Origin of the sequence: Ideonella sp. (assembly GCF_044358605.1) — a bacterium.
Classification (GTDB): domain Bacteria; phylum Pseudomonadota; class Gammaproteobacteria; order Burkholderiales; family Burkholderiaceae_C; genus Ideonella.
Window position 1 is genome coordinate 42,032 of sequence record NZ_JBIKNQ010000034.1, and the last position, 12,462, is coordinate 54,493.

7 protein-coding genes and 1 CRISPR repeat array are annotated in these 12,462 nt (G+C 60.0%); of the genes, 6 read left to right on the forward strand and 1 reads right to left on the reverse strand.

All coding sequences use genetic code 11. The features are described 5' to 3' along the window. Positions 1 to 89: 89 nt before the first annotated feature. The 6 genes from cas1f (at position 90) to cas6f (ending at position 8,767) form a co-directional block, all read left to right on the forward strand. Positions 90 to 1,079, forward strand: a complete 990-nt coding sequence (cas1f, locus tag ACIQ3Q_RS13215; RefSeq protein ID WP_396269564.1) for a type I-F CRISPR-associated endonuclease Cas1f — start codon at positions 90 to 92, stop codon at positions 1,077 to 1,079. 3 nt (positions 1,080 to 1,082) lie between these two features. After that, entirely contained in the window at positions 1,083 to 4,463 is a 3,381-nt protein-coding gene (cas3f, locus tag ACIQ3Q_RS13220; RefSeq protein WP_396269565.1) for a type I-F CRISPR-associated helicase Cas3f, read from the forward strand. 387 nt (positions 4,464 to 4,850) lie between these two features. Next, positions 4,851 to 6,137 (forward strand): type I-F CRISPR-associated protein Csy1, encoded by a 1,287-nt coding sequence (gene csy1 / locus ACIQ3Q_RS13225; RefSeq protein ID WP_396269566.1) that lies wholly within the window; start codon positions 4,851 to 4,853, stop codon positions 6,135 to 6,137. Then, positions 6,134 to 7,132, forward strand: coding sequence for a type I-F CRISPR-associated protein Csy2 (gene csy2 / locus ACIQ3Q_RS13230; protein ID WP_396269567.1), 999 nt, complete (start codon positions 6,134 to 6,136; stop codon positions 7,130 to 7,132). Before csy1 ends, csy2 begins: the two co-directional genes overlap by 4 nt. 29 nt (positions 7,133 to 7,161) lie before the next feature. Further along, entirely contained in the window at positions 7,162 to 8,196 is a 1,035-nt protein-coding gene (gene csy3 / locus ACIQ3Q_RS13235; protein ID WP_396269568.1) for a type I-F CRISPR-associated protein Csy3, read from the forward strand. 4 nt (positions 8,197 to 8,200) lie between these two features. Further along, a complete protein-coding gene (gene cas6f, locus ACIQ3Q_RS13240) occupies positions 8,201 to 8,767 on the forward strand; it encodes a type I-F CRISPR-associated endoribonuclease Cas6/Csy4 (protein WP_396269569.1) in 567 nt (188 codons plus the stop codon). 129 nt (positions 8,768 to 8,896) lie between these two features. After that, a CRISPR array of direct repeats spans positions 8,897 to 12,287; the repeat unit is 28 nt; unit sequence GTTCACTGCCGCACAGGCAGCTCAGAAA. 75 nt (positions 12,288 to 12,362) lie between these two features. On the opposite strand, the gene ACIQ3Q_RS13245 is transcribed toward cas6f, so the two are convergent. After that, a partial coding sequence (locus ACIQ3Q_RS13245; protein WP_396269573.1) for an IS3 family transposase occupies positions 12,363 to 12,462 on the reverse strand: 100 nt, incomplete at its 5' end.

A 12,462-nucleotide genomic window follows, 5' to 3' on the forward strand; every position in this document is an offset into this window, starting at 1 on the left:
TCTGGAAAGAGCTGATCGTTTGTACAGTGGCGCATCCTATGAGCCAGTGGACGAACAGACTGGCTCCATAAACACAGAGGAGAGCCGTGGTGCAAGACATCTCAGCAGGCGACTTGAAGTCCATTCTTCATTCCAAGCGCGCCAACATTTATTACCTTGAGCACTGCCGTATCCTGGTCAACGGCGGGCGTGTCGAATATGTGACCGAGCGCGGCAAGGAGTCGCTGTACTGGAACATCCCCATCGCCAACACCACCACAGTGCTGTTGGGCACCGGAACCTCCGTGACCCAAGCCGCCGTCAGAGAGCTGGCCAAAGCGGGTGTGATGCTGGGGTTTTGTGGCGGTGGCGGAACCCCGCTGTTTGCAGGTACCGAGCAGAGCCTAGAAGTGGCCTGGTTGCCCGGCCAGAGTGAGTACCGCCCTACAGAGTATCTGCAGCAATGGGTGCGCTTTTGGTTTCATGACGACTTGAGGTTGGCGGCAGCACGCAGCTTTCAGGTGGCCCGGCTCGACCGCCTCAGCACGCATTGGGCACGCAGCAAATCTCTCAAGGAGCAAGGCTTTGAAGCCCCGCTTGACGAGCTGAACGCCCTCATTTCGACCAGCAATTCGGCGATTGGCAGCGCCCGAGATGTCACCGCCTTACTCACGGAAGAAGGTCGGCTCACCAAGCAGCTCTACCGCCTTGCCAGCCAAGCCGCCAAGTACGGCGACTTCACGCGCGCCAAGCGTGGCGAGAGTCATGATTCCGCCAATCAATTCTTAGACCACGGCAACTACTTGGCTTATGGCCTGGGGGCCACAGCTGCCTGGGTCTTGGGCATTCCCCACTCGCTGGCCGTTCTCCATGGCAAGACACGGCGTGGTGGTTTGGTGTTTGACATTGCAGACTTGATCAAAGACGCCGTCATCCTGCCCCAAGCGTTTCTCTCGGCGGCCAAAGGCCACAGCGAACAGGAGTTTCGCCAAGCGTGCATCGAGACCTTGACCCGCACCGAGGCGCTGGACTTCATGATCGACACCATCAAGCTCACGGCGGCTACCGTCAGCAAGATGACGCCCGCAGCACAGGAGTGAGCCATGAATGTCCTGCTCATCTCTCAGTGCGACAAACGCGCCTTGACCGAAACCCGCCGCATCCTTGACCAATTTGCCGAGCGACGCGGCGACCGCACCTGGCAAACCCCCATCACCCAAGACGGGCTGGACACCTTGCGCAAGCTGCTGCGCAAAACCGCTCGCAAGAACACCACCGTGGCCTGCCATTGGATACGGGGTCTAGACCATAGCGAGCTGCTGTGGACGGTGGGGGATGCGTCTCGGTTCAATGATCAAGGTGCGGTGCCCACCAACACGACGATGCGCAACGTTCTGCGTGAACACGACCAAAACGACTGGCACCACGGTGAGTTGATTCGCCTGCTGGCCGATATGGCTGGCCTGATGCATGACCTGGGCAAGGCGATCCAAGCTTTTCAAGACCGGCTCAACAACAAGCTCAAGGGACGCAACCTCATTCGCCACGAATGGGTTTCTCTGCGGCTGTTGGAGGCCTTTGTTGGCCAGGATACCGACGCTGGATGGCTCGCGCGTCTGGCCAGCCCGATTGCGGGAGAGGTAGACCAATGGTTGAAGCCGCTCTACCAAGACAAGCCCAATCAACCGAATCTGTCCCCTTTCAAGAGCCTTGCACACGCTCCACTGGCCACGGCTTTGGGCTGGCTGGTGGTCACGCATCACCGTTTGCCAGTGCTGCCTTTTGGGTCCAATTTCCAAAGCAGTCTCGTAGACGCTGGCCTTGGGCTGCTCATCGCCGACTGGAACGAAGAGGAGTTCAAGAACGCGACGACGGACACGATAGAGCCGTACTGGACCTTCCCACACGGACTCCCAGTCAGCACCCCGGAATGGCAGCACAGGGCGAAGCGCATCGCAAAGCGCCTAGGGGCCTATGCAGGCACCGAGGCGGCGCTGTGCTTGATGAACAACCCCTACGTGCTGCACTTGGCGCGCCTTGCTCTGATGCTGGCGGACCACCACTATTCCAGCCTAGAAGTCGACTCTGAGAACAAGTCCGTTCGCGGTCGCGTGACCATTGCTGAGCCAAGCCCCTTGGCCGCCAACACGCGCCGAGACAAGCAAGGTAGGTCGCATACCAATCAAAGCCTGGACGAACACTTGGTCGGCGTTGCGCAACACAGCGCGGAGGTCGCCAGATTCCTGCCTTTATTTGAGCGCCATCTCCCCCGCCTCGCCAAACACCGGAAGCTCAAACAGCGCTCAGAGAGCGAGCGGTATCGATGGCAAGACAAGGCCTTTGACCTCGCGTGCAGTCTGCGCACCAAGAGTCAAGAGAACGGCGCGTTCATCGTCAACATGGCCTCCACGGGATGCGGTAAGACGCTGGCCAATGCCCGCATCATGTACGCCCTGGCGAACCCGCTGCTTGGCATGCGCTGCGCCTTCGCCATGGGCCTGCGCACGCTAACCTTGCAAACCGGGCAATCCTTTAGGCACTTGCTGAACTTGGAAGACGACGAGCTGGCCATTCGTGTAGGTGGAGCACCTAACCGCATGTTGTTCGAGCATTTCGAACAGTTGGCCGAAGCCACAGGGTCGACCTCACGCCAGGCCTTGTTCGAGGAAGAAGGCGGTCATGTGCTCTACGAAGGCCAGCACGACAAGCACCCCTTACTTCAGCGTGCTGTGGCGGACCCCGAAGTGCGCAAGCTGTTGCTGGCACCGCTGCTGGTGTGCACGGTTGACCACCTCACCCCTGCCACTGAGAGCCAACGCGGTGGCCGACAGATTGCACCCATGCTGCGTTTGATGAGCGGCGACTTGGTGCTGGATGAACCCGATGACTTTGACCTAGCCGACCTTCCAGCCCTGACGCGGTTAGTGCACTGGGCTGGCCTGCTAGGGTCGCGGGTATTGCTCTCTTCGGCCACGCTGCCTCCGGCCTTGGTTCACGGGCTTTTCGAGGCCTATGCGGCGGGGCGACAACAGTTCCAAGCCAATCGTGGTGCTCGGCCGGTCGCCGGGCTGTCTCGCCCGCTCATTTGCTGCCTATGGACAGACGAGTTCAAGCAGCATGACGCCAGTTGTGCCGAAGCGAGCGACTTTGCCCAACAGCATCAAGGGTTTGTACAGGCACGCGCTGAAGCCTTGGCCCAGCAGGCCTCGGCACCCAGGCGCAGGGTGATGCTGCGCCCGCTGGAAGGCCTAAGCAAGGACCGCGACAAGGCTTGCAAGGCCTTTGCAGAGGCGGCGCTTCAGTCAGCCAGCGAACTGCACGCCAAGAATCACAGCGTGGACCCACACACTGGCAAGCGGGTCAGCTTCGGGCTGGTTCGCATGGCGAATGTGGAGCCTCTGATTCAAGTGGCGCTGGCGATGTTTGCGCAAGGCGTACCCAGTGGCCTTAGGGTTCACCTCTGCGTCTATCACTCGCGCCACCCCTTGCTGATTCGCTCATCTCTAGAGCGGCAGTTGGACGCCACGCTCAAACGTCATGTCCCCAACGCGGTGCTCGAGCTGGCCAACATCCGGGAGCACCTGCAAGGCAGCGACGAGGACGATCATTTGTTCATCGTGTTAGGCTCGCCCGTCACCGAAGTCGGGCGGGACCACGACTATGACTGGGCGGTGGTGGAGCCTTCATCATTGCGCTCGCTGATCCAGCTCTTGGGTCGTGTTCGGCGCCATCGCCCTGGTGAGTGCCAAGGCACCAACGTACACGTCTTCAGCCGCAACCTGCGCAGCTTCACGCACCCCACAGAAGCGGCGTTTTGCAAACCCGGTTTTGAAGCCAACACGGGTGCCTTCCGGCTCACTAGCCATGACCTGACCGATCTGCTCGACAGCCACGTCCTGACCAGCCTAGACGCTCGACCTCGCATTGTTTGCGCACCTGATCAGGCACTGAGCCCGCAAAGCCAACTGGCTGATCTAGAGCACGCACGCATGCGCGATCAGATGCTACCCAGAGCCCCTGCAAAGTCGGGAAGAAAAGGGCCATCCGCCCCGGTTGAGGTCAACGCCAGCACTTGGTGGCGCACGCAGCCCCAGCAGGCATTGCTCACCGGCTTGCTGCAACAGGCACAACCGTTTCGAGATGACGCCAATCAGCGTGAAGTCTCATTGGTTTTGTTGCCGGATGGTGACGGCGAGCACGCCGTGTTGCACCAGGTCGAAGACATGAAGGGCGGCAAGCGAGGAGAAAAGCTCTACATGCCCGTGGAAGGCGAACTCCATACGCGCCTGGCAGAGTCGGCATTGATGAGCAGCTCGGTATCGGTCTGGGGGGTGCAGGACTACATGACTGAGCTGATTGCCTTGGCCGAATCCATGGATCAATCGCTGGAATGGTGTGCGACGCGATTCGGAGCGGTGAACGTCCCGACCAACGAAAGCGGGTGGTACTCGCACCCAGCGCTCGGGTTCTGGAAAAGGCGGTGATGGCGGCTGCAGCCGCCATCACCGAGCGCTGCCTGTGCGGCAGTGGAAGTAGGCGAGCAAAACCATCGCCGTACTTTTCTTAGCTGCTTTACAGCAGTGAGAAAAACTATCACTGTACTGGTTGACGAATTATGATCTCTTCGCACAAAAGGAAGACTCAACGGTGCTGCAACACCGTTGAGCCATCCACAACACCGCCCTGCGTTCATCCCGCCGTGGCACCTACTGGTCGAGGTTAGACGACCAAGGAGGTTCTTCTGTGACTAGTCGTCACCCGTTCAGGAGGGTTTGAGCGGCATTGCTGCCGCATTCAACCGCCCCTGGGACAGTGTTCCTGGGGGATTCTAAGCGCCGCGCCTTGCGGCAAGAAACTAGGGAACCCTCGATATGTCTACGCCCCAGACGGGACGACGAGCGGAGCTGCGTCTACTCATCAAAGGCTTTCTCCAGGAGCGCCTTGATGGAAAGCTAGAAAAGCTCTCGCCCGACGACCCCAAACGATCCGAGCTGCAGGCGCAGTTCGAACCTTCAGCTTGGCTGGAAGACGCGGCGCGCCGTGTGGTCCAGATCCAGGCCGTCACCCACTCGCTCAAGCCCATTCACCCCGAAGCCAAGGGCAGCAGCCTGTACCGGCCTCCGTCATCCCTTGAACCGAGCGCCTACTTTGGCACGCACTGCCTAGGCGATCAGTTTGAGTCCGATGTCGTGGGCAATGCTGCGGCGCTGGATGTCTACAAGTTCTTGAAACTCAAGTCTGAAGACCAAGGGTTTCTGGACCTCGCGGTGAATGGCGATGCCGACTTTGTGGCCGCGCTCAGCGATGACCAGGTCGTGGGTCGACAGTGGGCTGCTGCTTTTGCAGGCTTGGCCGCAGGCCGCGCCAAAGTCAGCAGCCACACTAACGCCAAACAGTTGTATTGGTTGCTCGACGGCGACGATCAGTCCGCCCATGACGACAAGGCCTATCACCTGCTGGCACCGCTGTACCCCACGTCATTGGTGCACCGGGTCTACCAGCAGTTGCAGGACGACCGCTTCAGTGAAGAGGCCAAGGCTGCCCGTGCAGCCCGCAAGGAGGGCAAGCACCATGCGCGCCCAGTGCGCGAGTACCCCGACATGGCCATTCAGAAGCTGGGGGGCACCAAGCCTCAGAACATCAGCCAGTTGAACAGCGAGCGCCGGGGAGACAACTGCCTGCTGGCCTCGGTGCCACCTGTCTGGAAGTCTGCGGCGGTGCGACCACTCTTGGGTGTAAGCAGTATGTTCAAGGTGTGGGGTCGGCGGCCCAGCGTGTCCCAGCAGGCCCGTGCCTTGCGCCGGTTCTTAGAGAACAAGCCACCAGCCAACGTGGAGACACGCCAGCGCGTTCGCGCATGGGTAGACGCCTTGCTGGACGAGCTGATTCAGTTTCAAGCTGAACTTCTGACGCTGGAACCGGGTTGGAGTCAGTCGGAAGACTGTGCCCTGCCTGCGGCTCAACGCACATGGTTGGACCCAGAAGGGCAGCCCCCAGGCATCCCAATGGGAGACACCGAAGACGACATTGCGGGCGACTTTGCGCGCTGGGTGAATGCGCAGTTGCGCAACCCCCTGCCCGTCGGCGACAGTGAGTTTGCAGCGTGGCGCAAGCAGGCGCAGGAGCAACTTCAAACCGTTGCACGGGAGGCCGCATGACCACCGTGATTGCAGACAAGCCTGAACACTGGGCTCTGCTGGTGTTGCCACGGGTGCGCGTTCAAAACGCCAATGCCATCTCCAGCCCTATGACTTGGGGCTTCCCGGCCATGACAGCATTTCTGGGCCTGATGACGAGCCTGGAGCGGCGCTTGGGGCCAAACAGCGGCATTGCCTTCAAAGCGGTGGGCGTGGTTTGCCACGACTTTGAAGCGCAGGTCACCACAGAGGGCTTCACTCGGGCATTCCATTTGACACGCAACCCGGTCGGCGCCGATGGCAGCACGGCTGGCATTGTGGAAGAGGGGCGTGTGCACTTGGAGTTGACTCTGGTGTTCAGCGTTCAGCTTGCCTCGGCGCATTTGGGTGAAGCGGAACGCCAAGCCCTGGCAGGCCGTGTGGCCCATGAGTTGGCGGGCATGCGCTTGGCGGGTGGCAGCGTGATGCCGCCCTTGCCCAGTGGGCGCCAGCGCCGCCCAAAACCATTCCTGGAACTGGAGGCGCAAGGCGAAGAAGCAGCACAACAGCAGATGCGCAAACTGGCGCGGGCCTGCCTTCCTGGCTTTGCATTGGTATCGCGGCACGATCTGATGGCGCAGCGCCTTGCCGACATGAAGGCCGCTAACCCCCAAACCGACGTGCTAGAGGCCTGGTTGGACCTGTCTCGCTGGAACCATCGAGCGGTTCAAACGGAAGGCGGCGAGGTGACTTGGCAGACGGACAAGCGCCCAGGTTGGACTGTGCCCATCCCCGTGGGCTATACGGCGCTGTCTGAGCTGCATGCGCCGGGCACCGTGGCAGGTGCCCGAGACGCCAAGACGCCCTTCCGGTTTGTCGAGACGATCTGGTCCATGGGCCAGTGGATCAGCCCACACCGACTGAAGAGTTTGGACGACCTTCTTTGGTATGCCCGCACTGAAGGTGAGGCGCAAGCCACCTACCGCTGCTGTAACGACTACACCCCCGGCACCACGGCCGACACGGCCACCGCCTGACATTCATTCAAATTTAAGGAGATTCAAACATGGCTACTGCCAACACCCTCAAGACCGCCTCTGTTCTCGCCTTTGAACGCAAGCTGGACCCCTCTGATGCGCTGCTGTTTTCGGGCTCATGGAAAGACCGTCAAAGTCCGTCGGGCTGGGCACCTGTGGCGGTGCGCGAGAAGTCTGTGCGCGGCACGATTTCCAACCGCCTCAAGACCAAAGACCAAGACCCGGCCAAACTTGATGCCGCTATCGAGAACCCGAACCTACAAACCGTTGATGTGGCCACCTTGCCCGCTGACGCCGACACGCTGAAGGCAAGTTTCTCGCTGCGGGTGCTCAGCGGCGCGGGCACGCCCAACGCCTGCAACAACGCCGAATACCAAACCAAGCTGTTGGCCACCGTGCGCGGCTATGTGGAAGGCGTTGGCTTTGGTGAGCTGGCGTCTCGCTATGCCTACAACTTGGCCAACGGCCGCTTCCTGTGGCGCAACCGTGTGGGGGCAGAACAGGTGGAGGTGCAAGTCCAGCACATCGTCAACGGGGCAGCCCAAAAGACCTGGATCTTTGACGGTTTGGCGCTGTCTTTGCGTCACTTCGAAGCAGGCTCTGCTGCAGCATCCCTGAAAGAGCTGGGGGACGTGATCGCGGCAGGCTTGAGTGGCACAACGCATGTCCTGCTTCAAGTCACCGCCTTTGCTCGTCTTGGCGCAGGGCAGGAGGTCTACCCTTCGCAGGAGCTGATCTTGGACAAAGCCAGCTCAGGCAAGAGCAAGACACTCTATGTGGTGAGCGATGTGGCGGGCATTCACTCTCAAAAGCTAGGCAATGCCATCCGCACCATCGACACCTGGCACCCCGAGGTGGCCGAGGTCGGCCCCATCGCGGTCGAGCCCTATGGCTCCATCACCACCTTGGGCAAGGCTTGCCGCAAACCGGGCGACAAGATCGACTTCTACAATCTGCTGGACAACTGGCTGCTCAAAGACAAGGTGCCTGCACTGGAGCAACAACACTTTGTGATGGCCACCTTGATCCGTGGCGGTGTGTTTGGCGACGCAGGCAAGGACTGAGGCCATGCTGACGCATTACCTCGACATCCACTTACGGCCTGACCCGGAGTTCCCGGCGAGCCAGCTTCTGGCCGCGCTCTATGCAAAGTTGCATCGGGCTTTGGTGCAATTGCATTCAGAGGACTTGGCCGTGTCCTTCCCTGGCTACTCAGACAAGCCTTTGGGATTGGGTCAAACCCTGCGCGTCTTAGGCACTGCGGAGCGCCTGCGGCAATTGATGGCATTGCCTTGGCTGAGTGGCATGACGGACCATGTTCAAGTGAGTGCAACGGCTACGGTCCCGGCAGATGTGGTGCACCGCCAGCTAAGCCGCGTGCAAGCCAAGAGCAGCCCGGAGCGGCTGCGGCGACGCCAAATGAAGCGCCATGGCTTGACGGCCGAGCAGGCTCGCGAGCGCATCCCCGACAGCGCTGCAGAGAGCTTGAAGCTACCCTTCTTGCCCGTGCGCAGTGCCAGCACGGGGCAGTCGTTCATGCTCTTCTTGCGCCTGGGTCCACCCTGCTCTGCCGCTGCGGCGGGTGGCTTCAATGCATATGGTTTGAGCACCACCGCCACGACCCCCTGGTTCTGACCCTTTTTTGAAGGCGGCGCGCAAGCTCTTGTAAATCAAGGACTTGCGCGCCTTGTGTTTTGTTGGGTTGAATGCGGGCTCGGGCTGATTTCATCATTGGGCACAATGGGTTAGCTGGCCCAGAGGACAGTTCACTGCCGCACAGGCAGCTCAGAAAACCTCCAGCACCACGCCACTCAGAACAACATGGTTCACTGCCGCACAGGCAGCTCAGAAACTCCGCACCGCATGACCCGCTCAGACCTCCCCGTTCACTGCCGCACAGGCAGCTCAGAAATTCCAGCGCTGGCGCAGCGTGGAGACTTGCTCGTTCACTGCCGCACAGGCAGCTCAGAAAAAGAGCGGCAGCAAGTGGAAGACCATGCCAGAGTTCACTGCCGCACAGGCAGCTCAGAAAATAACCTGCGCGCAGTGCCTGAGATTGCTGCGGTTCACTGCCGCACAGGCAGCTCAGAAATCGTTGCGGCGGGATGGTTCGCGCTCTACATCGTTCACTGCCGCACAGGCAGCTCAGAAAAGATCGAAAGCGGCATCGTCGGCGCCTCCAAGGTTCACTGCCGCACAGGCAGCTCAGAAAAAGCAGCTGAAGACGAGGCCGACGACTACTTCGTTCACTGCCGCACAGGCAGCTCAGAAAACTGTGCGCACTTGCACATAGTCGGGGTGGTGTGTTCACTGCCGCACAGGCAGCTCAGAAACCAACCACTCAGCCAACAGCCGCCGACATTGCGTTCACTGCCGCACAGGCAGCTCAGAAATGTAGCCCATCAGGGGCAGCGCAACCCGCTTCGTTCACTGCCGCACAGGCAGCTCAGAAAACCATCAGTGAAATCGTGGTGAAGGTCGGCGCGTTCACTGCCGCACAGGCAGCTCAGAAAAGCCCGGCAGAGGCGCGGTGGTTGATCGACAAGTTCACTGCCGCACAGGCAGCTCAGAAAATCCGCGCATCGCAAAGCAGTTCAAGGACGGGGTTCACTGCCGCACAGGCAGCTCAGAAAATAGTGAAGCCCTTTCTCTTGGCCGTGGATGAGTTCACTGCCGCACAGGCAGCTCAGAAAGCTGGCCGGATCGTTATTTGCGGAGCGCGATCGTTCACTGCCGCACAGGCAGCTCAGAAACTGATGGGCTGAACACTTGGACGTTTGCCACTGTTCACTGCCGCACAGGCAGCTCAGAAATATTGACACACCAGAAAAACAGTGATTGAATAGTTCACTGCCGCACAGGCAGCTCAGAAATTAGCGCTGATAGCTGGCTCATGGCCTGCTCAGTTCACTGCCGCACAGGCAGCTCAGAAAAAATGGTGTACGCGCTGTCAACACTATTTAGTGTTCACTGCCGCACAGGCAGCTCAGAAAGCAGTCATAAGCCCCACCGGGAGAATCAACACGTTCACTGCCGCACAGGCAGCTCAGAAAACGTTGGGGAACTCGTTCAGCACATCCGCAGAGTTCACTGCCGCACAGGCAGCTCAGAAAGTCCTGTTTGCGCGAGCCGACAGCCATTACAAGTTCACTGCCGCACAGGCAGCTCAGAAATTGATGATCTTCGCAGCCCGCTTGTAGATCGGGTTCACTGCCGCACAGGCAGCTCAGAAATGAGAGATGGAGCCGACCCAACGCTACGATAGGTTCACTGCCGCACAGGCAGCTCAGAAAAAACTGGTGGCGGGCAGCTTCAAAGCCTCTGCGTTCACTGCCGCACAGGCAGCTCAGAAAAGGGTGGGGCTGTTGGCGGCCAGGGGCAGCACGTTCACTGCCGCACAGGCAGCTCAGAAATACACCAGCACCCTGGCGGGCTATGCCTACAGGTTCACTGCCGCACAGGCAGCTCAGAAATCAGTCCAGCTCTGCGGCGCTAGGCCCGGGGTGTTCACTGCCGCACAGGCAGCTCAGAAAAAGCCCCGGCCCCAAGCGGGACGAGCCCCGGTGTTCACTGCCGCACAGGCAGCTCAGAAACGCGCTGATTGCGGCGGCGTGGTTGGTGCACCCGTTCACTGCCGCACAGGCAGCTCAGAAATCAATCCCGGCGCGCTGGCAGGCCCGGTCCCAGTTCACTGCCGCACAGGCAGCTCAGAAAATCACCAAAGCGAGGCTATTGGGCCAGAGAGGGTTCACTGCCGCACAGGCAGCTCAGAAAACCCGTGACGTTGTCGGCAATGATGCAGCGGTGTTCACTGCCGCACAGGCAGCTCAGAAAAAACCACAGGCCGCCTGAGCGGCGTGTGCATCGTTCACTGCCGCACAGGCAGCTCAGAAAGCACCAAAGAGGCGGCACAGGCATCAGTGGCAGGTTCACTGCCGCACAGGCAGCTCAGAAAAACAGACCCGGAGGGCCGCATGATCGGAGACCGTTCACTGCCGCACAGGCAGCTCAGAAATGCGCGAGCCCCTGCACACCATCACCACCAAAGTTCACTGCCGCACAGGCAGCTCAGAAAACATTGCCAAGAATGATGACCTTGTTTACCGAGTTCACTGCCGCACAGGCAGCTCAGAAATTTAGGAGCCCGCCCATCTGCTTGCGAATCTCGTTCACTGCCGCACAGGCAGCTCAGAAACCGGTAGGTTCCAGCCTACGCGGGGTCAACTTGTTCACTGCCGCACAGGCAGCTCAGAAATTGAACCTCTCCAGCGCCTCAAGCACCTTGTCGTTCACTGCCGCACAGGCAGCTCAGAAAAAAAGCAGTTGGCTCACGTTGAGCCAGGTGCCGTTCACTGCCGCACAGGCAGCTCAGAAATGCTCAACATCAGCATCTGAGCGCTCTCGCTCGTTCACTGCCGCACAGGCAGCTCAGAAAATATCAACGATGTCGCCGCGTTGTGCCTCTGCGTTCACTGCCGCACAGGCAGCTCAGAAAAACGGCGCGCTGCGGGTGCGCGCCCGCTACCCGTTCACTGCCGCACAGGCAGCTCAGAAAACAAGCACGGTGGCACTGACCAGCGCCACGCAGTTCACTGCCGCACAGGCAGCTCAGAAATAAAAGGTTTTGGTCTGTCAAAGTGGTCTCCAGTTCACTGCCGCACAGGCAGCTCAGAAAAAGTAAAGGCCGAGCTAGCGGCGGCCACGGCCGTTCACTGCCGCACAGGCAGCTCAGAAAATGCCAGAGCCAGGCTCAATGTCATAGTGGCTGTTCACTGCCGCACAGGCAGCTCAGAAAACACCCAGCGGCCCCACCGCAAATGTCACCTAGTTCACTGCCGCACAGGCAGCTCAGAAATTATTGCCATACCGCAGAGCTTGGCGGGTATCGTTCACTGCCGCACAGGCAGCTCAGAAAACTCTGATGGCGGAATGGTGTCTGTGCCGGCCGTTCACTGCCGCACAGGCAGCTCAGAAAAACCGCCTGGCTTGGACGCTGGGCAACAGCCGGTTCACTGCCGCACAGGCAGCTCAGAAAATGACCAAGAGTTGACCGTCGCACCGTCAATCGTTCACTGCCGCACAGGCAGCTCAGAAAATCCCTGGTGGGTCTTGGTTTCCTGGCGTCATGTTCACTGCCGCACAGGCAGCTCAGAAAATTCGTCGCCTTGCTCTTGTGTCAGGCGACATCCAATACTGCCCAAGGGGGGGTGCGGCAGAAAACTTGGACTGGTTAAACAGCGATCCCCAGCGTCCGGCGATGTTCGATCGGGCTGCGGGCTCCAAGTGAGACTTTGATCCGTGCCTCGTTGTACCACCGGATGTAGGTGTCC